Source organism: Thermomicrobiales bacterium (assembly GCA_041390825.1).
Classification (GTDB): Bacteria; Chloroflexota; Chloroflexia; order Thermomicrobiales; family UBA6265; genus JAMLHN01.
Map to the genome: position 1 here is coordinate 15,422 of JAWKPF010000028.1, position 24,105 is coordinate 39,526.

Annotated in this window: 23 protein-coding genes; 9 read left to right on the forward strand and 14 right to left on the reverse strand. The window is 61.7% G+C overall.

Annotation, left to right across the window (positions count from 1 at the left end):
* Positions 1 to 48 precede the first annotated feature (48 nt).
* A complete protein-coding gene (locus R2855_14725; protein ID MEZ4532254.1) occupies positions 49 to 435 on the reverse strand; it encodes a hypothetical protein in 387 nt (128 codons plus the stop codon).
* 511 nt (positions 436 to 946) lie between these two features.
* On the opposite strand from R2855_14725, the gene R2855_14730 reads away from it, so the two are divergent.
* The 4 genes from R2855_14730 (at position 947) to R2855_14745 (ending at position 4,704) form a co-directional block, all read left to right on the forward strand.
* Positions 947 to 1,714 carry a hypothetical protein gene (locus R2855_14730; GenBank protein ID MEZ4532255.1) on the forward strand — a complete coding sequence of 256 codons (768 nt, stop codon included), beginning with the start codon at positions 947 to 949 and terminating at the stop codon, positions 1,712 to 1,714.
* Complete coding sequence (locus tag R2855_14735; protein MEZ4532256.1) at positions 1,711 to 2,163, forward strand: NUDIX domain-containing protein; 453 nt, start codon at positions 1,711 to 1,713, stop codon at positions 2,161 to 2,163. Before R2855_14730 ends, R2855_14735 begins: the two co-directional genes overlap by 4 nt.
* A gap of 270 nt (positions 2,164 to 2,433) precedes the next feature.
* The gene (locus R2855_14740) at positions 2,434 to 3,405 is read left to right on the forward strand and encodes a M23 family metallopeptidase (GenBank protein ID MEZ4532257.1); all 972 of its coding nucleotides are present in this window, start codon (positions 2,434 to 2,436) and stop codon (positions 3,403 to 3,405) included.
* A gap of 402 nt (positions 3,406 to 3,807) precedes the next feature.
* Positions 3,808 to 4,704 (forward strand): SH3 domain-containing protein, encoded by an 897-nt coding sequence (locus tag R2855_14745; protein MEZ4532258.1) that lies wholly within the window; start codon positions 3,808 to 3,810, stop codon positions 4,702 to 4,704.
* A gap of 142 nt (positions 4,705 to 4,846) precedes the next feature.
* Here the strand turns inward: R2855_14745 and dgoD are convergent, their stop codons facing one another.
* The 13 genes from dgoD to R2855_14810 all read right to left on the reverse strand — a co-directional run bounded on the left by dgoD (position 4,847) and on the right by R2855_14810 (position 18,222).
* Positions 4,847 to 6,010, reverse strand: a complete 1,164-nt coding sequence (dgoD, locus tag R2855_14750; protein ID MEZ4532259.1) for a galactonate dehydratase — start codon at positions 6,008 to 6,010, stop codon at positions 4,847 to 4,849.
* A 42-nt stretch (positions 6,011 to 6,052) separates the two neighbouring features.
* Positions 6,053 to 7,153: a Gfo/Idh/MocA family oxidoreductase gene (locus tag R2855_14755; protein MEZ4532260.1), complete on the reverse strand. Its 1,101-nt coding sequence runs from the start codon at positions 7,151 to 7,153 to the stop codon at positions 6,053 to 6,055.
* Positions 7,154 to 7,178: 25 nt separating this feature from the next.
* Positions 7,179 to 8,060, reverse strand: a complete 882-nt coding sequence (locus tag R2855_14760) for a carbohydrate ABC transporter permease (protein MEZ4532261.1) — start codon at positions 8,058 to 8,060, stop codon at positions 7,179 to 7,181.
* Entirely contained in the window at positions 8,060 to 8,977 is a 918-nt protein-coding gene (locus R2855_14765; protein ID MEZ4532262.1) for a sugar ABC transporter permease, read from the reverse strand. Before R2855_14765 ends, R2855_14760 begins: the two co-directional genes overlap by 1 nt.
* Positions 8,978 to 9,070: 93 nt before the next feature.
* Entirely contained in the window at positions 9,071 to 10,420 is a 1,350-nt protein-coding gene (locus R2855_14770) for an extracellular solute-binding protein (GenBank protein ID MEZ4532263.1), read from the reverse strand.
* Between the two features lie 237 nt (positions 10,421 to 10,657).
* Positions 10,658 to 11,353 carry a GntR family transcriptional regulator gene (locus R2855_14775; GenBank protein MEZ4532264.1) on the reverse strand — a complete coding sequence of 232 codons (696 nt, stop codon included), beginning with the start codon at positions 11,351 to 11,353 and terminating at the stop codon, positions 10,658 to 10,660.
* A 190-nt stretch (positions 11,354 to 11,543) separates the two neighbouring features.
* Entirely contained in the window at positions 11,544 to 11,954 is a 411-nt protein-coding gene (locus R2855_14780) for a non-heme iron oxygenase ferredoxin subunit (GenBank protein ID MEZ4532265.1), read from the reverse strand.
* Between the two features lie 101 nt (positions 11,955 to 12,055).
* Positions 12,056 to 12,442 carry an SUF system NifU family Fe-S cluster assembly protein gene (locus R2855_14785; protein ID MEZ4532266.1) on the reverse strand — a complete coding sequence of 129 codons (387 nt, stop codon included), beginning with the start codon at positions 12,440 to 12,442 and terminating at the stop codon, positions 12,056 to 12,058.
* A 6-nt stretch (positions 12,443 to 12,448) separates the two neighbouring features.
* Positions 12,449 to 13,705 (reverse strand): cysteine desulfurase, encoded by a 1,257-nt coding sequence (locus tag R2855_14790; GenBank protein ID MEZ4532267.1) that lies wholly within the window; start codon positions 13,703 to 13,705, stop codon positions 12,449 to 12,451.
* Between the two features lie 130 nt (positions 13,706 to 13,835).
* Positions 13,836 to 15,173, reverse strand: a complete 1,338-nt coding sequence (gene sufD / locus R2855_14795; GenBank protein MEZ4532268.1) for a Fe-S cluster assembly protein SufD — start codon at positions 15,171 to 15,173, stop codon at positions 13,836 to 13,838.
* Between the two features lie 118 nt (positions 15,174 to 15,291).
* Complete coding sequence (gene sufB / locus R2855_14800; protein MEZ4532269.1) at positions 15,292 to 16,704, reverse strand: Fe-S cluster assembly protein SufB; 1,413 nt, start codon at positions 16,702 to 16,704, stop codon at positions 15,292 to 15,294.
* Between the two features lie 113 nt (positions 16,705 to 16,817).
* Complete coding sequence (sufC, locus tag R2855_14805) at positions 16,818 to 17,627, reverse strand: Fe-S cluster assembly ATPase SufC (protein ID MEZ4532270.1); 810 nt, start codon at positions 17,625 to 17,627, stop codon at positions 16,818 to 16,820.
* Positions 17,628 to 17,766: 139 nt separating this feature from the next.
* The gene (locus R2855_14810; GenBank protein MEZ4532271.1) at positions 17,767 to 18,222 is read right to left on the reverse strand and encodes a transcriptional repressor; all 456 of its coding nucleotides are present in this window, start codon (positions 18,220 to 18,222) and stop codon (positions 17,767 to 17,769) included.
* A gap of 359 nt (positions 18,223 to 18,581) precedes the next feature.
* Here R2855_14810 and R2855_14815 point away from each other — a divergent pair, with 359 nt between their 5' ends.
* From R2855_14815 to R2855_14835, 5 genes are all read left to right on the forward strand, one after another.
* Complete coding sequence (locus R2855_14815; GenBank protein ID MEZ4532272.1) at positions 18,582 to 20,402, forward strand: FAD-dependent oxidoreductase; 1,821 nt, start codon at positions 18,582 to 18,584, stop codon at positions 20,400 to 20,402.
* Between the two features lie 66 nt (positions 20,403 to 20,468).
* Positions 20,469 to 21,137 carry a hypothetical protein gene (locus R2855_14820; GenBank protein ID MEZ4532273.1) on the forward strand — a complete coding sequence of 223 codons (669 nt, stop codon included), beginning with the start codon at positions 20,469 to 20,471 and terminating at the stop codon, positions 21,135 to 21,137.
* A gap of 24 nt (positions 21,138 to 21,161) precedes the next feature.
* Entirely contained in the window at positions 21,162 to 21,683 is a 522-nt protein-coding gene (locus tag R2855_14825; GenBank protein ID MEZ4532274.1) for a MarR family transcriptional regulator, read from the forward strand.
* A gap of 116 nt (positions 21,684 to 21,799) precedes the next feature.
* On the forward strand, positions 21,800 to 22,591 hold the full coding sequence (locus R2855_14830) for a TerC family protein (protein MEZ4532275.1): 792 nt from the start codon (positions 21,800 to 21,802) through the stop codon (positions 22,589 to 22,591).
* A gap of 332 nt (positions 22,592 to 22,923) precedes the next feature.
* Entirely contained in the window at positions 22,924 to 23,580 is a 657-nt protein-coding gene (locus R2855_14835; GenBank protein MEZ4532276.1) for a hypothetical protein, read from the forward strand.
* The last annotated feature ends 525 nt before the right edge of the window (positions 23,581 to 24,105 follow it).

Sequence of the window (24,105 nt, forward strand, 5' to 3'; positions counted from 1 at the left end):
TCGGATAGTGCGAGGTGGGCGGACGAACGAGCGCGGGCGGGAAAACGGTCAGCGCGCGCCTTCGGCCTTGCGGCTCCGGACACGCCAGTATTGCGGATCGAGCGGGTCGACCCGTGAACGTTTGACGTCCGACGGAACGTCGTTCCACACAGTGGCAAAAGCAAAAATCTCATTGTTGTTGAGCATGAGCCGTCGCGCCGCGCCAAACGGGCGATGCACCGGGAAGATCTCCCGCGGCGGCCGCGAGACGACTTCGGCCTGGAACCAGCCGTCCACCGGGCAGTAACCGGCGTGCACCTGCCAGACGATGTCGGCCGTCACACCCCCCAAATCGCGGATCTGAACATCGGTCAGCTCTTGATCGCAAACCGGGCAACGCATTGGCGTTTTCGGCGTATACGCCTCTTTGGGTGGAACGGGAACGAAGCTATCCATGCCTATGCGCACTCCGCTGCCTGGGCCAGGTCGGTACAGGCGGACGTGACCAGTTATCGTTGGCGCGCCAGGAACTCCCCTGACGCAAGACAGCACGAAAACCGCGCCGGATGAACGTTGCTTCGCGCTGCGGGAAATCATACCGTACCGACCCGCTTCTCAAGTTCGCGCTCATCTCTTGCGGACAAATCATGCGTCGTGCCGTGAGCGAGCAAATCCGCGGGAATTGTCCAGTCCAATCGAATTGCGTGCGCTGGATTTCGAGACGAGCAGTGTTGTGCGCTCCGATTCGCTGGTTTGTGGGTCATTTCGAGGCAAATTGCCGTCGATCTGGCCAGGAAAGGCGACCGTTCAGTCTGGACCCGGATCGGTTTCTTTACTACACTGAGCGATGAGGGAACGGTGTCGTTCGCCCTTCGGTCGCGGCTGCTAACCGCAAGAAAGGCCGGGAGGGTTCCAGTTGTGCTCCGCCCGGAGCTACCGGAACGCACCGATAGGAAAACCAACGATCATGGCGTACGCACGTACTTCACAGTTTCGCGCGCCGAGCGGGCGCACCATCTTGGACTGGCTCACCGGAACCGGGTTCCTGGCGGTCGACGCTGGCGCGTTTTTTGTTGCGCTCATGGTCTTGCTGCCCTGGAATCTCTATAGCTCTCCTGGCGATCTCTGGGTCGCGCAGCCACTGCGCACCTGGGTGTTCATTCTGACGTTCCACACGCTGGTGGTCGGGGCAATCGCTCTGGCGCGCGGTATCGTCCGCTCGCCGGAACCCGAAACCCCCGCGCCGCAACGCGGCCTGCGCGCCAGTTCCGGATGGTCGGCGCCAACCCAGCCGAGTGGACAAACGAGCCATCAAACCGCATCGACCCTCCTGGCGCAGGAATGGGCGCGCCGCTGGCTGGATGACGATCGAGCGGAAGCCGCTGCAATGGTTCAGCAATCGGAGGCGATGTCGGCCCGCTACACAGGCGCCGCGTACGATCCAACCGCACCGGTTGGCGCCACCCCCTGGCCGGAAGCGCCGGCGCAACGACCGTCGTCGATCGATGCCGAGGCAATCCTGGCCGACTGGCTGGACGAGCAAGCGTCCGAGTACCTCACTCCGGCTCCCGAACAGGTCGATCCGCTTCGATCGGCCGCGCAGGCCAGCGAGTACGAGACGATCGAGCTCGAACCCGAAATCGAATGGAAATGGGTCGAAGCTGCGGCAAGCGCGTGGTTGACGAAGCGGGACGCATCGTCCAACGGCGCGACTGATTCGCCCGGCCCCGCATGATCGAATCGCCGCAGACCCGCGATTTCACGGTAGCCGTTTTCGTCGTACATGACGATAGGGTGCTGCTGCACTTCCATGCAAAGCTGAATCGCTGGCTGCCGCCAGGCGGCCACATCGAGCCGAACGAACTGCCGGATGAGGCTGCGGTGCGCGAAGTCATGGAGGAGACGGGTGTGGCCTGCACGCTTCTGCGTGGCTCGACCCTGGCATTCGACGATCCGGCACTGCCGATGCAGCTCGTGACGCCTGCCGGAATCCAGCTCGAGCAGATCGGCCCGAATCACCAGCACATCGACCTGATCTACTACGCCACTGGCGAACCCGCCTCACCAATGGACAAGGTTGGTTGGTTCGCGCTGAGCGAGCTCGGACCGCTCGATCTCACGGAAGAAATCACCGTCCGATGCCGCCTTGCCATCGAGGCAGCCGACCACGCCCTCCAATCCTGAACCCATTCTTCCCCACTTGCTTCATGTCGATTCCGGAGAAGCCTCTCTGGCTCTCGTCAGCCGCTCCTTCCGGATCAGCAGCGCAAGACGCTCGAACCCACCGCGCTCCAACGTCCCGAGCATGCTGAAAGAACACTTGCGGAAAGTGAAACCCACCGGTCTACCCGTGATCACACACGCGGTACCCTCCTCACGCTCTTGGGGAGAAATCGCAAACATGACGCTGCCAGCGTACTATTTTGCCGAATTCGAACGTAGAGGAGGCAGTGCATGGGTTCGGGGTTCGATCGCAGACGGCTGCTCGGTGGGTTGGGCGCCGCGGGGTTGGCGCTTGCGTTTCGGGGAACAGGGAGAGCGCAGTCGACCTTTGCCTTTGGGCTTCCGATCGCCAATCCGGGCGGTATCCCCGGTGACGGATTCCTGGTTCGTCACGGATTCCAGACAGAAAACACCTGGTACAACCCAGGCAACTGGCACACCGCGGAGGACTGGTATCGCCAGGATGGAGCCGACACCGCTGGGGCCAGCGTCCTGGCAGTGGCCGAAGGGGATGTTGTCTTCGTTGGGTCCGACTATCCCGGCCGTGTCGTCGTGGTCCAGCATTCCCCGACGCTCTTTTCGATGTATGGCCATCTGAACCCGGAATCGGTCACCGTTGCCGAGGGATCGCACGTCACCCGGGGGCAACAGTTGGCTACGGTCGCTTCCGTGCCAGGATGGATCGCGCCAAGCCACCTGCATTTCGAGCTGCGCACCTTCCTCTACAGCGCCGAGATCAACGGCGAGACACCGCGTTATCCCTATGGTTGTGGCTACAACTGCGCGCCCGGCCCCGGATACTGGCCAATGGAAGCGCCCGAACTTCCGTCCGGTATGGGCTGGCGCAACCCGACGCACGAAATCGGCAACCGCCTCCTGTCAGATGGTCCGCTGACGGTAGTTGTCCCGTCGGGTTGGAATGCTCCGGTGGACCTGACATCGTTTCCCTGGCAATGGGCCGACGCGACCAGCATCGGGCTGCTCGATCTCTATCCCGGCGCGCGCTACAACGTCCTGGCCGTCGATGCAGGGCAATCCGCCAGCACCGGCACCAGTGCCGATGCCTATCAGCTCTCGTACCTGATCGACCTCGGCGACGGTTCCACCGGCTGGGTACGCGCCGCGGTCGCCGACTACGGCGACACCGGTTCGGACGGGCGGCCGTCGTCGATCCGGTTCGCGCTGCTCCCGGTGCTGCCGTAGCATCCACGTCAAGGGGCCGCACCATGCGGCGGATCCTCGATTCCCGCGAAGAATCGAGGGAGTCCTGTCATTCCGCGTTCCCGAAAAGCCCTCGCAACGTCCTCCCCGCCTCTCGGTTGTTCGTTGCTGTTTCGCCCTCGGTTGCGCGCACATTAACCGCAAAGTCTGGGGAATTCTGAACGTTCGATTTGTACGTTCTGCATCGTTATCGTCGAGTGTGCCGCATTGTCAATGCGTACGAACGCCTGCAAAGTGACGTTGCTAGCGTACAAACGTGCCCGACAGGAAAATCTTGCACGTTCTGTACGAACGAGTAGCATGTACACAGTCAATGATTCGTGCTCAATAGGCCATCCCCCAAGGCCCTTCCCGCTGCACGGTATGGAAGGAGCCTAACGTAGGATGGATGCCCGTCGTTTCGACGCCCTCGCCCGAGCGCTGACGTACGCGCCCTCACGGCGCCAAGTGCTTCGCCAGCTCCCGATTCTCGCTGGCGTCGCAGCCTTGGGCCCCAAATTCGCCTCCGCCGACACCACCTCCGGCGGCGCCCAGGTCATCGTGACCACACCTACTCCGGCTGCGGTCGGTGGTTCGTCCACTGGCGGCACCAGCACGACCACCGGAACCGGGACTGGCACCGGGACGGGCGGTGTTTCCGTCTGCCTCCCGATCGCCAAGACCGGCGCGGAGGATGCCGCGCTCCCACCCTATTACGCAGAAATCATCCAGGGCACCTGCGATGCCGCCTCCGGCGCCACAGTCTTCGAACTGCTCGAGGTCAGCGATGCCGATGGCGTCGTGGGCGTGCCGCCTGCGGCCCTGGTGGCCCGCAGCGTAACCACGGTTCGCTCGCCATTGGACGACCTGATCGGCGAGCGGCACTCGATTGCTATTCGCGTCAGCGCGGATGATCCCACCCTGGTGGCATGCGGTGAAATCGGCGGAATCCAGGATGGAGACGAGCTGGCCGTCGGCCTGCGCGAGCGCAACGACTCGGGATTCTCCGGCATCTCGGTCATCCGTGGCGCGGACGAATCGTCGCTGGTCTATATCTATCTCGGACGCGGATTGAGCACCATCACCACCGCCCCGGCTGCGGTCAGTTCCACCGTCATCGCGACAGCCGACATCAATCTCCGCGCGGAACCGGCCACGGATGGCGAGGTTCTGACGGTGGTTGCCGCCGGCACTGAGCTGACGGTCACGGGGTCGCCGGTTGGCGACTGGGTCCCGGTCGACGATCCAGTCTCTGGCCTCAGCGGTTACGTCTCGGCCCAGTTCGTCGAGATTCCATCCTAGATCACTACGCGGGGGTCCCGCGTGCGGGACAGAAAACCGGGGGGTTGCGTGAGGACCGTGCTGCCAGGCACGGTCCTCGCGTTTCCCCTCTGCCGACCAACTACCGACGACTGCCTACTAACGACTAGCGACTGACGACTGACTACCAATCAGCCACCGAACCGTCCGGGTGGAAGTAGCGCTGGATCGCTTCCGGTTTGAAGGGGTGCTTCGCCGCTTCTTTCTCGTCGATATCGATGCCGAGCCCTGGGCGGTCTGAAATCTCCGCGTAGCCCTGCACGGCCACGACCGGATCGATAACCACCTCGTTGCGCCAGGGCACATCGTTGGTGATCGCTTCCTGAATGAACCAGTTCGGGGTGGCGGCGGCGAAATGTATCGTCACCGCCGTGGCGATCGGACCGTTCGGATTGTGCGGCGCGACCGCAATCGAATGCGCTTCCGCCATCGCAGCGATCTTGCGCGCTTCCCAAAGACCGCCACAATGCGAAAGATCGGGTTGGATGATGTGGCAGGCGCGTTTGCTGATCAGCTCGCGAAACTGATATTTGCCCACGAGCCGCTCGCCGGTAGCGATCGGGATCCTGGACTTGCGCGTGACTTCCAACGTCGCATCGATGTCTTCGGTGGTGCACGGTTCTTCGAAGAAGAGCAAGCCGTAGGGTTCGAGCGCATGGCAATACTCGACACCCATGGCGGGATAGGTGCGGCCATGCAAGTCGACCATCAGATCCATGTCATCGCCGACCGCATCGCGAATCGCTTCGACGTAACGCGCGGCCTGTTTGACCTGCTGCACCCCTTCGACCGGTTCTGTACGCGGCACCGCCATGAACTTGATGGCGGTATAGCCCGATTCCTTGATGGAGATCGCGTTTTCGGCGAACTGCCTCGTTTCCGTGCTTTCGTACATGACGTTCATCTGGCCGCCGCCAAGATGGTTGTACAACCGGATGCGGTCGCGCACGCGTCCACCGAGGAGTTCATAGACCGGCACCCCAAGCGCCTTGCCCTTGATGTCCCAAAGCGCCTGCTCGATGCCGGAAATCGCGCTCATCCCTTCGATGCCGGCCCGCCAGAAGTATTGGCGCGTCATGATCTGATAGAGATGCTCGATACGGCGCGGATCCTCGCCGATCAGCAGCCGGCCGATGTCTTCCACCGAGCCGACCACTCCGGCGGTCTTCCATTCCAGCGTCGCCTCGCCCCAGCCATAGAGTCCGTCCTGGTCGGTTTCGACCTTGACGAAAATCCAGTTGCGCATGTTGGCGTTGACGACGGTGCTCGAAATACGCGTGATCTTCATTCCGTGCCCTGATTGTCCTTTCCGACGTGCAGTTCGTACGAACTAGGAAAACAGCCGCGAATCCGGCACCGCGATCGGTGTGCCCGCGGTGCGCGCCGATTCGAGCGCGACGATGCCGGGCAAGGTGTAGTCCATCGCCCGGTCGACATCGATGGGCGACGAGATTTCGCCCTTGACCGCTGCCAGGAAATCCCGCAGCATCCAATACTCGCTGGTGCCATGTCCGCCGAAGGACGCTTCCGCCGGGACGGCCAACCGTTCCGGGATGTAGCGTTCGGCATATGGGCCAGTGGCATGCCATTGCGCGCCCTCGCCGCTGACGCGCGATGGCTCGTGCTCGTCTTCGAGCCAGAGCTTGCTCGTATCGCCGTGGCCACGCCACGATTCGAACGACCCGCGGGTGCCCTGGACGGAGTAGTAGGCCATCTGGTGTGGACGGGGCGAAACGTGGTCCACCCGCACCCGGAAGACGGTCCCCTTGTCGGTCACCATCTGCATCAGGTGCATGGTCGGGTTCTGGATGTCCTCCCGGAATTTTCCGCCGGGCACCTCGACACAGGAGACGGTGTCCACCCGCTCTCCGGTGATATAGAGCAGCGGTCCCAGGCTGTGGGTACAGTAGACCCCGAGCTCACCGCGGCCACGCCAGGTCAGATTCCCGTCCCGGTCGAACCAGAGATCCTTGCAATCGTGCAGGTACTCCCCTTCCAGGAAATAGAGATCGCCGAAGCGGCCGTCGTCCGCGAGCCGCTTGAGCAGCTCGACTTCATCCAGATAGCGATAGTTCTCGGCCATCATGTAGACCGCCGAGCTTTCCCGCGCTGCCGCCACGAGCTCGGCCGCCTGCGCCAAATCCAGGCATGCAGTCACTTCGCTCAACACATGCTTCCCGGCTCGCAGCGCTTGCGCCGCCTGTCCGGCATGAAATGCCAGCGGAGATGCAATCACGACCGCGTCGATATCGGAGTTCAGGAACGCTTCGTAGTCGGAGAACGGCCGTGCACCGATCTCGGCCGCGGCGGTTCCAACTGCCTCTGCGTTGATGTCATAGAGCGCGGACACGGTTGCCCCGGTCGCCGCGGAGCACACCCGCACAAAGCTTGCGCCCCGGCGCAAGCCAACCACACCGAATCGAACGGTCACGAATGCTTCCTCCTGTTCGAGCGAGCTATCCCTTGATACCTGAAAGCGCGATGCCCTTGACGAAGTTCTTCTGGAAGATGATGAAGACCACGATTGTTGGAATGCTCGCCAGCAGCGAGCCCGCCATGATGGCCTGGTAGTTGGTGACTCCCATCGTGGTCCCAATCTGTACGAGAAGCAGCGGCAGGGTGTAGAGCGACGTGTCATTCAGCGCCACCAGGGGCCACAGATACATGTTGAACGCTCCCAGGAACGAGAAGATGGCGAGCGCGGAAAGCGCGGGACGAATCAACGGAAGAATGATTTGCCAGTAGATGCGGAAGTCGCTCGCGCCATCGACCTTCGCCGCATCGTAGAGATCGTTGGGGATCCCCAGAATGAACTGACGGCAAAGAAAAATGCCGAACGACGACACTGCCGCCGGCAACCAGATGCCGGCATAGGTGTTGAGCAGATTCAGATCCAGCATGACCAGATACAAGGGAATGAGCAGCGTGACGAACGGGATCATGGTGGTCGAGAGAATGAAATAGAAGATCAGGTCACGGCCCGGAAAATGCAGCCGCGCGAAGGTGTAGCCGCCTAACGACGAGGTCAACAGGGTCGAGGCGACCACGAGCGCGCTGATGATCAAGCTGTTCGCGTATGCGCGTGGCAGCCCCGAGGTGTTCCACACCATCCGAATGCCCTCGGTGGTCCACTCGCGTGGGAGGAGCTGAATCGGCGTCGTGACGATATCGACGTTGGTCTTGAATGCCCCGAAGACAAGCCAGAGGAGCGGAATGATCATGACCAGCGCGAACAGGCTGAGCAGCACCACGATCACCGATTTCACCCAGGCCCCGTTGGCCCAGAGCGTGCGTGGAAACGTGATCGCGTGATGATCGGTCATCGTTTGGACAGCCATTAGTCACCCCTCGCCATCAGGAACCCGCGGAACTGCACGGCTGTGGCAATCAACAACAGGAGGAAGATGAGGATCGAGACCGCCGCGCCGTATCCGAGGCTGAGCGTTTTGAAGCCAAGGTCATAGGTGTAAACCGCCAGCGTGCGGGTGGAAAATGCGGGTCCGGTCAGCAGGTAGAACTGCTCGAACATCTGCACGGTGCCGATTACAGAAACCACGATCTGGTAGAAGAAGATCGGTTTCATGATTGGCACGATGATGTCGATGGTCTGGCGCCAGAGCCCGGCCCCATCGAGACGCGACGCTTCCAGCAGGTCGGTCGACACTTCATTGATACCGGCGAAAAAGATGATCGCCGAGCCACCGACATTGGCCCAGACCACCATGAGCACGATGCACCACAGAGCCTGGTCGGGACTGTTCAGGAACGGTTGGGGAGGGATGCCGAGTTTTCCCAGCATGCTGTTGAAGGCGCCGCCGCTTGGCAAATACAGGAATCGCCAAAGGAGCACGGTCACGATACTGGGGATGATGACCGGAAGGTAGAAGATCCCCAGGAATGCCCGCTGCAATCGACCTCCGCGCAACTGGCTAACGCCGAGCGCGACCAGGAACGAGGCGAAGATTCCCGCGGCAATCTCGGCCACCGAGAACATGACCGTGACCTTGAGCGCTTTCCAAAAATACTCGTCCTCGAACGCTCGCTGGTAGTTGCGCGTTCCCACCGGAATCGGATCGACGATGAAATCCCAGTTGTGAAACGAGAGCCACACGGCGCGGTAGAAGGGGTAGATGAAGACGACCGCGTAGTACGCAATCAACCCAAGCGCGACCAGCACTCCCATGACGGAGACGTTGCGAAATGGACGTGCCCGGGGCGCGCTACCGCTGCGTGTTCCGATCGATGCTGTTGCCATGACGACTCCGTTACCCGGCCATGTACTGTTGGCTGAAGCGGACGGTGCGCAACGCCCGGGCGAAGGATTCGCGCGGGCGTTGCGTTGCTTGCGCTAGAGACCCAGCCGCTCTCGCGCTTCCTTTTCCTGTGTATTGAGGTATTCGTCCGCGTTGGCGAGCGCGTCCGAAACGGAAATCTCGCCACGAACCGCCCGGTCGAGCTCCTGGCTGGCGGGCATCGGATTGGCGATATGGTCCTTCGGCCACTGCGAGCGCGGCCAGGTCGTCTCCGCCAACCGCTTCGAGATTGCGCCGAACTTGGTCTCCTCGATGCGCGGATCGTTGTAGACATCCTGCACACAGATCAAGCCGGTGTAGGAATTCGTCACATCGATCAATGCATCTGCGCTGATGAGTTGCTTGGCGATGCCAAGGCAGTGCTGCAGCTTGGCTTCGTCATCGCTCAGGCGGCGAGAAAGCGTGATGACGCCGATATGTGCCGGATACACCACATCGGTAGCCGCGTTGGCCAGTTTCGGCAGCGACATCGCGTTTGCTTGCAGCTCGTCCGGCGCGGTGCCAACGGTCCAGGCGCCCATTTGCTGCGTGGCGATCTTGCCCGTGAGCCACACGTCGTACTCGTTTACCATGTCGCACAGATCGTAGGACATCGTCGGCTTTTCGCCCTGGGCCGCGTCCACGATCATCTGCAACGACGCTTGTCCCGCCTCGGTGTTGAGACTCCACGCGCCAGTCTCGCCATCGTAGAAGTCGGCGCCCATCTGCCAGATCCAGTTCTTGATCAGGGTCAGCATGGGCGTCATCAACGAGAGACCGGCGACTGTCATGGTATCGCCGTCCATGACGGTCAGTTCTTGCCCGGCGGCGACCAGATCGTCCCAGGTCGTGATCGTGGTCGGATCCATTCCCTTGTCCGCCCAGATGGCGCCGTTGTATCCGGTGATCACACCGTTCGCTCCAGCCAACCAGGGAAGGTAGTAGATGGTGCCCTCTGGCATGTCGATGGTCTGCAGCGTCTGCGGGAAGAGCGATGCTTCGAGCTCTTCCTGCGTGCCGATCAGCCCCTCGAGATTGAGGAAGAGCTTCGAGACATCGGTAGCCACATACCAGTCGGTATAGCCCATCATGATGTCCGCCTCGGTACCCGCGGCAATCGAGGGGAGCATCTTCGCCAGCAGATCGGCAAATGCGATCGGCTGGACCGTGACCTTCACATCGTTGCCCGCATCGATGTAGTTCTGCGCGGCAACCCGGAATGCCTCGATGGCAGGCCCGAAGTCCTGCACCCACATGGTGATTTCCGTGCCGGATTCACCAACCGAGACCGGCGCCGGGGTCGGGACGGCAGTCGGATCCTGTGCCAGCGTTGGCAGCCAGAGACCGCTCGCCGCCAGCCCCATACCGGCAGCCGAAGTTCGAAGAAGCGATCGACGATTCCACATGCGTTCCAAGGTTCTACTCCTCAGCGATACTGCGTGCAGGGCACTGCACCCTGCTCAGCGACCATCGTTGGCCGTTGCAGACGATCCAACGGACAACCGTGCGGCTCGAAGATCTCCTTTCCATGCGAATCGGGCTCAGCCCGATGACTTTCAACGGTTCGAAACTTTCTTTCGTATGCATTGCATACACTTCCGGCTTCTTGCTCCGCCCTCGGGTTCATGCGCGCCCCAGGATCGCTACGCAGCGCCCGGATAGAACTGCTGCCAACGCTCGCGAATGCGCGCCGCGTGCATGAGCGACGCTTCCGCCGCCCCGTCGGCGTCTCCTTGGCGAACACGATCGAGAATGGCTCGCCGGTCCGCCACCGCGGCGCGCATATTCCCCTCGGAAAGCGTCAAGCCGGAATTGATGAGATACATGTCCGAGCGTTCTTCGATTCCGAGCAGCACCCGGGTCAAAAACGGTGCATCCGCTGCGGCGCCAAGCAATGCCTGGAACTCACGGTTGCCGGAAAGGTGCTCGGGAACATCGTTCGGAATGCCGCGTTCCGCCTGCTGCAATGCGTCGTCCATGCGGCGGATATCGCCGGCGGAGGCTTTGGTGGCCGCCAGGCGGGCCAAAGCGGCTTCGATGATGCCGAGCGCTTCATACATGTTCAGGAACTCGTCGACCGTGACTGGCCGCACGGCCAATCCCTTGTACGGTTCCGACTCCAGCATCCCTTCATGCTCGAGAATCGCGAACGCCTCGCGCACAGGAGTCCGGCTGATGCCGAGCGCTTCGGCGACCCGCTCCTCTACCAGCCGTTCATGCGGCGCGATCTCGCCCGACAGGATGGCGCGCTTGATCGAATCGTAGGCAACTTCGCGTGAGCTCTGGCGAGAGCGGCGTGGTGAGCGTTTCGATTCGATCGCTGCGTAGGTGTCGGTCACGGATGCTCCGTCGTACATCGCACGAATGTGGCTTGGTGGCGTCCACGCTGGATACGGAAAGGATTGTATGCAGTGTATGCAATCTGTGGCCGGCGCGCAAACAGGAGTTGCCGGAATGGAGATATCGCAGACGAAAAAAGACCGCCCCTAACCGGAGCGGCCATTCCAGTCGGATCGGAATGCACCCGAGTTATTTCGGCAGACCGATTTGCACTTCGTCGCCCACCACCCGCGTTCGATAGGTGGTGGACGGCACGACGATCGGGAAGTTCGCCGGGAGTCCAGTCTTGATCTCGACCGCGCCGCCGTGCAGCGGGCATTCGAGTTCGTCCCCGACCAGCTCCCCATCGGAGAGTGACGCTTCCTCGTGGGTGCAGAGATCGCCGAGCGCGTAGAAGTCGCCTTCGAAGTTGATCAACACGAGCGGCTCGAAATTCGGCCCGACCTCGACGTACTTCAGCTCGCCCGGCGCAACGTCGGACACCTTGGCGACGACATAGAAGTTCAGTTCGCTGTCATCGACATCGCCGCCCGGGCGGGACGGGGCTTGTGACGGTTGGGTTCCGGCTTTGACAGCCCGGCCAAGTTTGCGGAGAACCATTGCGACCTCTGCGTGATGGTGAATACCGATTCGGGTGCCCAGGGTCCAGAGTCCAGAGTGACTGTCACTGGACCCTGGGCCCTTGACTCTGGACCAAACCTCTACAAATCCTCGTCGTGGCCAACACCATAGATGCCGGCCTTGAGGACCTTCAGGCTGAGCAGCGCGCACTTCATGCGCGCCGGGCTGATGGGAACCATCAGCTCTTCCAGCAGGTCCTCCTTGGTGATTGCCTTCACTTCGTCCAGCGACTTGCCTTCGGTCATCTCCATCAAGATGCTGGCCGAGGCCTGCGAGATGGCGCAACCGCGACCGGAGAAGGCGATCTCGTCGATCTTGTCGTCCTTCACCCGCACGTCGATACGGATCTCGTCCCCACACAGCGGGTTGACGTCTTCGTAGGAATAGTCCGCAGGATCGAGGGTTCCCTTGTTCCGGGGACTTCGGTAGTGGTCGAGAATGATGTCTCGGTAAAGATCGTCGCTCATAGTCGTCTAGAGCCCAAAAATCTTGTTGGCCTTGTGCAGGCCGGCGATGAGACGATCCACATCGTCCTTCGTGTTGTAGACGTAGAGACTGGCTCGCGTGGTGGCGACCACGCCGAGATCAGCCATCAACGGTTGCGCGCAGTGATGCCCGGCACGGACGGCAACGTTCTCGCCGTCCAGAATCGCGGCCACATCGTGCGCGTGGATGTCGCCGAGCGTGAACGAGATCACGCCGGCGCGCTGATCGACATCGTCCGGACCGAACGCTTTCAGCCCAGGAACGCCCGGAAGTTGCTCCAGGGCGTAGTCGAGCAACTCGATCTCGTGCTGGCGCACCTTGTCCATGCCCAGCCCGGCCAGATACTGCATGGCCGCGCCGAGTCCAACCTGGTCGGCGACCGCCGGGGTTCCGGCTTCGAACCGGGCCGGGAGATCGGCGAAGGTGGTTTTCTCCAACGTCACCTTGCGGATCATGCTCCCCCCTCCCATGTAGGGAGGCATCGATTCCAGCAGCGCGCGCTTGCCGTAGAGGATGCCACTGCCCATCGGACCAAGCATCTTGTGACCGGAGAAAGCCATGAAATCGACATCGAGCGCCTGCACGTCGACCGGCATGTGCGGGACCGACTGGGCGCCGTCGACGAGCACCAGCGCGCCTGCGGCATGCGCTTTCTCGACGATGGTGGGAATGTCGTTGATGGTGCCGACGGCGTTGGAGACATGCGCAACCGCCACCAGCTTCGGCTCGTTCTTGAGCAGAGTTTCGAACGCTTCCATATCGAGCGTCTGGTCGCCCGTGAGCGGGATGTAGTCGATAGTGGCGCCACGCTCTTCGGCAATCATCTGCCAGGGAACGAGATTGGAATGGTGCTCCATGACCGTGAGCAGAATCCGGTCACCGGGGTTCAGATTCGCGCGCCCCCAGGAACTGGCAACCAGGTTGATCGCCTCGGTGGTGTTGCGCACGAAGATGCATTCGCGTGGACTCGCGGCGTTGATGAACTGCGCGGCGATGTGGCGCGCTTCCTCGTACCGCATCGTGGCTTGTTCGGAGAGCTGGTAGACGCCGCGGTGGATGTTGGCATTGGTGCGGCGATAGAAATCGCTGACCGTGTCGATAACGACTGCCGGACGCTGCGACGACGCCGCGCTGTCGAGAAAGACCAGCGGCAGCCGCCCATCGGTCAGCGCTTGCTGAAAGATCGGGAAGTCCTTGCGAATGGCGAGACCGTCAATCGTCGAAGGTTGCGTTGTTGCGGTCATGGTTCTTGGCTCCCAAAGGGAGCGGAAATAGGAAATGGGAAATGGGAAATAGATTGCCCTTCTGACGACCGATCTTCGCCGATCGCCGTCCGCTATTTCCTATCTCCTATTTCCCATTTCCACTCCCCGTCTAGATCCCCACCTTGCGGGCGATGGCGCCTTCCAGGAAGCCCTGGATTTCCTCGACCGGGATGCGGTCGATAACGGGGCGGAAGAAGCCTTCGACGATCAGCTTCTGCGCTTCCGTGTACGGCACGCCGCGCGCCTGCAGGTAGAAAATGTGCTCCGGGACGACCTGCGAAATGGTCGCGCCATGGGTGCAGCGCACGTCATTCGCCGCGATCTCGAGGTTCGGGATCGAATCGGCGCGCGCCTCGCGGCTGAGCACCAGGTTGCGGTTCTGCTGGTAGGCGTCCGTCTTCTGCGCGCCTTCGGAAACCTTGATGAGACCCGAATAGACCGTGCGCGCGTTCTCCTTGAGCGCGGTCTTGAACTCGAGGTCGCTGGTCGCATACGGCGACTCATGCAGTTGCCAGGTGTGATGATCGAAGAACTGGTCGCCATCGGCGAACGAGATGCCCAGCATCTCGGCCAGCGCGTCCTCACCCTGCAGGTGCGAACCGATCGAGCTCTTGCTGAACTTCGAGCCGAGCGTGACATGCAACGAATTGAGCGTCGCGTCGCTGGCGAGCGTGGCGCGCTCCGTCATGAAGCTCCACATGTCGCGTCCCCAGTCCTGCATCTGGACATAGCGCAGCTTGCTGGCCTTGCCCAGAATCAGCTCGACGACACTCGACGCGAACGACTGTCCCCCGAAGGTCTCGGAGCCATAGGCGTCGGCCAGGAAGGCCTCAGCGCCCTGCTCGAGCACAATCAGCGTGTGCGTGAAGACCGAATTGGACGGGTGTGTGCTGGTCGTGAACGAGCGGAACGGCTCGTCGATGGTCACGCCCTTCGGCACATAGAGGAAGGATCCCCCCTGCCAAAGCGCGGCGTGCAACGCCTCGAACTTGCCGAAATCGACCGGCACCGCCTGGGTCATGAAGTACTGCTTGAACAGGTCCTCATGCTCGCGGACGGCGGTATCGAGATCGCAGAAGATCACGCCCTTGGCGACCAGATCGGGATTCGCCTCCGACCAGGCGGTGGCAGCGTCCTTTTGGACCAGAATGCCGGCCTGGGCGGCCGAGTCGGAGACACCGTTGTTCTCGAATCCGGAAAGCAACGCCTCCAACGACCGCTCTTTGTGACCGTTCGGCGAGAACGGCTGCAGGTGGCCGAACTTGAGGGCGCGGAAATCGGTGCGGCGCCACTCCTCATCGGTGCGGGCCGGCATCGGGATCGCTTCGTAGGTGTCCCACGCGCGCAGGCGCGCATCGCGCAGCCAGGTGGGTTCGTTCTTGAGTTCCGAAAGCGCCACGACCGCGTCGCGGCTAAATCCGGTTTCCTGAGTAAGTGTTGCGGACATAGTGCTCCTCATGGAGCGGAAATGGGAAATGGGAAATGGGAAATGGCTCAGATCGCCTTGAGGAAGCTCACTCGCCAGGAGGCGCTTCCTATTTCCTATTTCCTATCTCCTATTTCCACTAGCCAACCGATCCTTCCATCTCGAGCTGAATCAGGCGGTTCAGCTCCACCGCGTATTCGAGCGGGAGTTCCTTGGCGATCGGCTCGATGAAGCCATTGACGATCATGCTCATCGCCTCGTCCTCGGAAAGACCGCGAGATTGCAGATAGAAGATCTGCTCTTCCGCCACCTTGGAAACGGTTGCCTCGTGACCGACGGAAACGCGCTCCTCTTCGATCTCGATGTACGGGTAGGTGTCGGTCTTGCTGGTCTCATCCAGCAGGAGCGCGTCGCAAACGACGTTGCTCTTCACGCCCTCGGCGCCCTTGTAGACCTTCACCAGACCGCGATAGGACGAGCGGCCCGTTCCCTTGGAGATCGACTTGGAGATGATCTGCGAGGAGGTGTTCGGCGCGACATGCACCACCTTGCCACCGGCGTCCTGATGCTGGCCGTCACTGGCGAAGGCGACCGAGAGGATCTCGCCACGGGCGCCTTCTTCCATCAGCCAGACCGCCGGGTACTTCATGGTCAATTTGGAGCCGAGGTTACCGTCGACCCATTCCATGGTGGCGTTCTTGTAGGCCGCGGCCCGCTTGGTGACCAGGTTGTAGACGTTCTTCGACCAGTTCTGAATGGTCGTGTAGCGGCACCGCGCGCCCTCCTGGACGATGATCTCGACCACGGCGGAATGCAGGCTGTCGGTGCTGTAGGTCGGAGCGGTGCAGCCCTCGACGTAGTGCACATAGGACCCGGGAGCGCAGATGATGAGCGTGCGCTCGAACTGGCCCATGTTTTCGGCATTGATGCGGAAGTAGGCCTGCAGCGGTACTTCGACCTTGACGCCTTCCGGCACATAGATGAACGAGCCGCCCGACCAGACCGCGCTGTTGAGCGCGGCAAACTTGTTGTCGTTGGCGGGGATGACCGTGCCGAAGTACTGCTTGACCAGATCCGGATACTCGCGCACACCGGCGTCCATATCCAGGAAGATCACGCCCTGCTTCTGCAGGTCCTCGCGCAGCGAGTGATAGATCACTTCCGATTCATACTGCGCGCCAACGCCGGCCAGGAACTTGCGCTCCGCCTCGGGGATGCCCAGCTTTTCGAAGGTGTTCTTGATGTATTCCGGCACCTCGTCCCACGTCTTGCCCTGCTTTTCGGCCGGCTTGATGTAGTAGTAGATGTCGTCGAAATCGATCTCGCCCAGATTCCCGCCCCAGGTCGGCATCGGCCGCTTGAGAAAGTGATCGTAGGCCTTCAGGCGGAACTCGAGCATCCACTCGGGTTCGCCCTTCATCTTCGAGATCTGGATGACGGTATCGCGCGTCAGCCCTTTCTCGCTCTTGAAAACGTAGTCCTCTTCGTCGCGGAAGCCGTACTGATAGTCGGCAATCTCGACCTGCGCGACCTGTCGTGGTGGTGCAACCATTTGGTTCTCCTTCGTCAAACGGGCAATAGGCAAAAGGCAATGGGCAATAGTGAAATGCTCGAGGCGCTCGGCTTGGACTCTTGCCTGTTGCCTATTCCCTATTGCCTCCGGCGCTACGCGCCGGCCGCAGCGGCGACTTCGTTGCGAATGTTCTCGTAGCCCTTCTCTTCCAGCTCGAGGGCCAGCTCCGGACCGCCTTCGCGGACGATGCGGCCGTCCATGACGATGTGGACGAAGTCGGGCTTGATGTAGTTGAGCAGCCGCTGGTAGTGGGTGATGAGCAGCATCGCCATGCCGCTGCTGTCGTGCAGGGCGTTGACCCCTTCAGAAACGACCTTGAGCGCATCGATGTCGAGACCCGAGTCGGTCTCATCGAGAACCGCCAGCTGGGGCTCCAGCAGGGCCATCTGCAGAATCTCGGCCCGCTTCTTCTCACCGCCGGAGAAGCCTTCGTTGAGATACCGGGTGGCGAACGAGTCGTCCATCTTCAGCATCTCCATCTTCTCGCGCATCAGCTTGCGGAACTCGCGCGGGGTGAAGGGCTTGGCCTCGCCGCCGTTGAGCGCGATCTCTTCGGCGCGCGCCTCACGCACGTTCTTGACGGCCATGCGCAGGAAGGACGCCATCGAGACGCCGGGAATGACGGTTGGGTATTGGAACGCCAGGAAGAGACCCTTCTGGGCGCGCTCATCCGGCGACCATTCGAGGATGTCTTCACCCTTGTAGCGGATGGCGCCCTCGGTCACCTCATAGTCAGGATGTCCGGCAATGACGTAGGCCAGCGTGCTCTTTCCGGAACCGTTGGGGCCCATCAGCGCGTGCACTTCACCGTCGTTGACCGTCAGATTGATGCCCTTGAGGATTTCCTTGTCCTCGATGGAGACGTGAAGATTCTCGACCTCGAACAATGGTGTCTGCGACATATAGGGAAACGTTCCTCCTCGTACACGGTCCGGCGCCGACCGCCGGAAATACAACTGGTTGATTTGGGTCCAGTGTCCAGAATCCGATGCCCAGAGCGATTCTCATTGCCCTGGACACTGGACCCTGGACTCTGGACCGTTAGTTCGGTTTGCGCGAACGAGACCCGTCCTCCCGCGCGCCATCCCGTCCTGCGGCACGACAGATCGGGCAGAGCCCGACAAAGACGGTGTGGTGATGGGAGATCGAGAAGCCGGAACGCTCCTCGGCAACATGACGGGCCATCAGGGCCTCGGGAACGTCGACATCGGCCAGGGCGCCGCAAATGGAGCAGTGCACATGGTCGTGCCGTTCGCACCGGCCGTCGTAGCGGCTGGCCTGATCGGCGAAGGTGAGCTCCTGGATGAGACCGTGCTCGGCCAGGAGGTGGAGCGAGCGATAGACGGTGCCGTAGCCGATGCGCGGATCGCGCCGGCGCACACGCTCGAAGATCTCGCCCGCGGTCAGGTGGCCGTCGGCCTCCTGCACGGTTTCGAGGATCATCGCGCGCTGGGCGGTTTGGCGATATTCGCGTTTCGGCGCCGGTCGGGCGTCCATCGATGCTCGGTTCTCCTGCGCTCACCCTCTAGTTGAGAATGAGTCTCGTTTACGCATTGGACAGTATACACCTATTCAATCATTGGATATCGTCTTGGGCCGAATTTCATGGCGCTGATGCCGTGCGTCGCATACATGCGCGGCCCAGTCACCCCGCTGATCATGTGCCCATCATCGTTTCGCCAGGTCTTTACATGATGCTTGCCCTGGCGTAGGATATGGATCAAGAGCGTCGCGTGCGATCGGAAGATCGCGCGGTGTGGGGCGCTTTCTCGCGTGCCGTTCTCAGATGATCGGCAACAACGGGCGACGGCTGGCCCAACTGCAGGTTCCCACCGCGCCCTGAAAGGGATCGACTCGTGTCGGATCACGATCTGACGCGCGAATCACGTCTCCGTGTTTCGCGACGCAACTTCCTCAAGGCGAGCGGCGCCGGAGCGGTGGCCGCTGCCGGTTCTCTGGGAGCCATCCCCCTCTCACAGTCGAAAGCCTTCGCGCAGAACGGCTGGGATCACGAATACGACGTGGTGGTGGTCGGTTCTGGCGGCGCGGGATTCGCTGCCGGGATCACGGCCAAGTCCCTTGGCAGCGATACGGTGATCCTGGAGAAGGGCACCTACGTCGGTGGCACCACGGTCGTCTCCGGTGGCGGCATGTACACCCCGAACAGCCGGCAGATGGCAGAGGCCGGGCTGGAAGATCCCAAAGAGGATCGCCTCAAGTACATGGCGCGCTATGCGTGGCCACACCTCTACAACCCGGACGATCCCCAGCTCGGTCTCGACGACCACGACTGGACCATGATCAATGCCTACTACGATCTCTCCCCGGAGGCGATGGCCTATCTGGAAGACGTCGGCGCGGCGAAATGGACCCTGCAGACGATCTACGGCCGCACCGATGGCCAACTGAACGTCGATTACCAGGCGCAGTTTGCCGAAGACGTCATGAAAGAGGGCGGCACGCTTGCCTCGCTGGACCCCGATGGCGTCCAGTCGGGCGGCGGCAACCTGATCGCTGGCTATGAGGCCTGGGCTGCCGAGAACGGGCTGCCAGTGCTCCTGCGGCACCGGGCAGAACGGCTGCTGCTCAATGCCGCCGGCGAGGTGATCGGCGTCGAGGTTGCGGTAACCGAAGAGGGCGCAACCCCGGAGGCGACTCCGGCTGCCGCTGTCACGACGGTTCAGACGTTCCGCGCGCGCAAGGGAGTCATCTTCGGCAGCGGCGGATTCTCCCGCAACGCCGACCTCATGCGCCACATGATGCCCGGTCCCTACTACGGTGGCTGTGGCGCTCCGACCAACGAGGGTGACTTCCTGAAGATGTCCTCCGCGGTCAACGCGAAGCTCGGCAATCTCTACCAGGTCTGGCGCAACGAAGGCATCTGGGAACAGGCGCTCGCCAGCGAAGCCGCGTACAACTGCGTCTTCTATTACAACGGCGATTCGTTCCTCATGGTGAACCGCCGCGGCAAGCGTTTCACCAACGAGCATGCCAATTACCAGGATCGCCCGACGGCCCATCTCGACTGGCTCGCCACCGGCGCTACCTATGACAACCTGCTCGGGTTCCTGATCTGGGACACCCGTCAACAGGAGAACTGGGCGACCGGGTTCCCGCTGCCCGTCGATCCCACCACGTCGCCCTTCGTGCTGATCGGTGAGACGCTGGAAGACCTGGCCGCAAAGATTATCGAGCGAGTGGCATCCATCCCGCAGGTGACTCCAGGAATGGCGCTCACCTCGGACTTCGCCGAGACAATGGTTGCCGAGGTCACGAAATTCAATGAGTATGCGGCGGCGGGCGTCGACCCCGACTTCTATCGCGGATTGTCTCCGTACGACTCCGCCTGGAACTCATTCCCGATGAAACTGACCGAGTGGCCATCTCCCGATCAGCCAAATGCCTCCATGTACCCCCTGTCGGACACCGGTCCGTACTACGCGCAGATCATGACTGCCTCCGCGGTGGACACCAGCGGGGGACCGGTGATCAACGAGAACGGCCAGGTCATCACCTGGGAAGGCGAACCGGTTGTCGGCCTCTACGGCGCGGGCAACTGCGTGGCGTGCCCGAGCGTGAATGCCTACTGGGCGGGCGGCGCGACGCTGGGTCACGCGCACACCTGGGGATATGCCGCGGCCAAGCACGCGCATGCATCGGCCGGGACGTCCGAGTAGCACTGAGTCACGAACCGTCTGGCCGATCGGTCAGACGGTTCGGCTCCTCACCTATCGATGACCCGAATGTCACGAACACTGAGTCAACTGCTCTATACGCGCATCCAGGACATCCCCGCTTCGCCGCGCATCGTCACCCTGCATGGCCACAAGGGACACGGAGAAGATCCGGCGCCGCTGGGAAAGGCTGCTGCGCCGCATGGGCGGATCATCGGCCTTCAATCCTATAAGGGGGTTTATGTTGGCCGTCAGGTCGTCGGATACACCTGGTATGTGGGCCCGAACGACCGGCCGTCGCCGGTCTTCTTCGGCGATGCGCTCGCTGAAATCGAGCGATTTCTCTGGGACGAACTCGATCGCCAGCCAACCGGCGACCCGGAGCGGCCGTTCCTGCTCGGAGTGGAGCAGGGCGCGGTGATGGCGCTTGCCGCGGGGCTGGCCGTGCCGGATCTCATCTCGGGTGTCATTGCCATCGATGGCGCGCTCCCGCTCGTTCCCGGTTGGGATCCGCCGCTTGCGCCGCTCGAGCAGTTGCCGGTATTACTCCTCGGCGACTTGCCGGTGACCTCGGACGCTCCCGTGCTTCGCGGCGACGAACTGGCGCATCGTCTCGAGAGCTGGGGTGCAAGCGCCCACTGGAGCAACCCAGACTCCGATGCAGAGCGGGATCGGCAGATGTCGGATTGGATCGCCAGGCAAACGACCCGTTTCGGCTATCCTGTGGCGGACCAATAGGCAATCCACCTACTCGAGGACCGAATGACCGACGAACGGCGAGACGCGTCCCGGCTCGCCCTGGCAAGAATGATGCTCGACGCATTGCCGCGGTTCGGTCATTGGGCCGATTCGATGCGCGAGTTCGAGACGCCATTCGGCGCCATCGGCTATCGCCAGGCAGCCATCCTCTGGGTCTTGCGCTATCAGCTCCTGCCTCCGGATGAGATGACCCCCACCGGGTTCGCCAACTTCTTCCGCATCCAACCAAGCGTGGTGACCCGCGCTCTGGCGAAGCTCGAATGCGGTGGGTACATCGCGCGCACCATCGATCCACAAGACTCGCGCGTTTCCCGCATCGCGATCACGCCCGCGGGACACGCCATCAGCGTCCATATCGAACGACTCTACGTAGACGATCTGCTCTGCGCGCTGGCGCCCATCGACGATGCCGAGATTGACCAGCTCCAGGCCTCGGTCGAACTCCTGAGCTCGATCGCCGAGCGTCTCGATCTCCTGCACCTGGGCCGCACCCAGCGAGCGCCATCTGGCGACTCGGAACGCTAACTCGCGATGAGTGGCCCAGAGCGCCTGACGGCGAGTACAGTTTTCCCGCGTCACACATTGGGGCGCGCGTATTCGCTCCTCCTTGATACAGAAACAGGGGGAGAGGGAGATCCTGCTTGGAATTGCTAAGCAATCCTGATGTGTGGATAGCGTTGCTGACGCTGACCGCACTGGAAATTGTGCTGGGCATCGACAACGTCATCTTCATTTCGATCCTGGCCGACAAGCTCCCTCCGGAACAACGAAAACGCGCGCGGTTGCTCGGCCTGACGCTGGCCATGTTCATGCGTATCGCGTTGCTGTTGACCCTCAACTGGATCGCGAACCTCACCAACGAATTGTTCTCGATTGCCGGGCATGGGTTCTCCGGACGCGACTTGATCTTGTTGGCGGGCGGTCTCTTCCTTATCTACAAGGCGACGTCCGAAATCCATGACAAGCTCGAAGGCGATGAGCATCACGCGCAGACTGGCCCCGTCAAGCACGCATCGTTCAGCGGGGTAATCGTGCAGATCCTGCTGCTGGACATCGTCTTCTCGCTCGACTCTGTGATCACGGCAGTCGGCATGGCGGAAGACATCGAGGTCATGATTGCGGCCGTGGTGATCGCGGTGCTGGTCATGCTCTTCGCGTCTGGCCCGCTTTCCAATTTCGTTTCCAAGCACCCGACGGTCAAGATGCTGGCGCTTTCGTTCCTGCTGCTGATCGGCACCTCGCTCGTGGCGGAAGGGTGGGGCTTCCATATCTCGAAGGGCTATATCTACGCGGCCATGGCCTTCTCGGTCTTCGTCGAGATTCTCAATCTCAAGATGCGCAGCAAGGCGGAAACGGTCGTGGAACTCCGCGACTCGGAGCGCGCGAGTTACGAATCGGAGCTTCCCGCGCCAGGCGCCGTTGCAGAACACTGAGCCCCCTTCAGAGATGATGCATCAGACCCAGAGACGGAGCCGCCTGGCTCCGTCTTTTGGCGCTTGTCGCATAACTATGGACACCGAATCCAGAAATCTATGCAAATCAAGCGCGCCATTTGTATACAAGGTGCAATGAATGCGATATCGAATTGCTCTGGGCTCACAACGCTCACAGGAACCTCTACGCTACGCAAAGATCGAATGGCGATGGGTGAGCTCGCACGTTCGTTTGGAAGGGTGTCGACCCTGAAATCGGGCTTTCTCCGGCCATAACCAACGATCTTCGCCGGCAAGCGCCGGCGAGTTTTGTCAACCGGAGGTGCAGTACGGTGGACGGTCGGCAGTTCGATTCATTGACGCGCGCGTTTGCAGAGCGGGCGTCACGGCGATGGCTTCTGAAACGGGGCGCGGTTCTCGGAGCCGGAGCAGTGGCGCTTGCAGGCATCGATTCCACGAGCGCCGCACGGCGCGGTAGCAATGGAATTTCCTCCATTTGCCGCCCTGACGGAGCCGGTGGGTATTACCGCGATACGGTTCCCACGATTCAGTTGCAGGCAGCGCTCAACGACGGCGCAATCATTTCCGATTGCTGCGCGCACGCGGAATGCGGTTCGTCGAGCGAATGCTCCAACGTCTACTGCGATTTTGCAGCGGGCGCGTGCGCGGTCGACAATCTTGACGGCTACTCTTGCACCCGTCCGGGGTGCGCCAATGGGCGCTGCCTCGAAGGCGCCTGCGTGGATCCCATCCCCTACTACTGCCCCGGCGACGGCGTCTGCAATATCTGCAGCTATGACGCCTGCGCTCACTCGTGCGACTGCTGGGTACGGCCATGCTACGTCAACGACTACCAGTGCGAAGACACCTACTGCGATGCCGCGCAAGGCGGCTGTGTGGTCTATCCTGTCAATGAGGGTGGCGCATGTGACACCTACGGCATCGAAGGTGTCTGCATTGCAGGTCTCTGCGCTTCACTGCCGGAGTAACTACGGATCGGCGCCTGTTGTAGGGCGCTGGCTTGGCATGGCCAGGAGGTAAGCACGACGTGGACGGACGACGGTTCGACGATCTCGCCCGCATCTTCGCATCGCGCACAGATCGACGCCAATTGCTCCGGCGGGGAATCGGTGCGGTTGCAGCGGCTGGAGGGCTGATCCAGGCGTCTCCTGTGGACGCCGCGCGCCGCGGCAAGCCACCGACAACGGCAATCTGCAATCCCGATGGCGCCGGTGGTTACACCCACATCACGATCAATACGGCTCTCCTTCCCGGCTATCTCGCTGCGGGCGCCTTTGTCGACGCTGGTTGCTGTTCCAGCGTTGACTGCGGAGCCGGAAGCGATTCGTGCGAGGAGCTGTTCTGCAACCCGGCTACCGGAGCGTGTGAGACCACCTGGCTTGCGGACGGCACGGAGTGCACACCGAACGGGACGATCAACCATTGCCGCCTGCCATACACCTGCCAATCAGGGGTGTGCAGCGAAGGGGTTGGCGTCATATGCGCCGAGATCT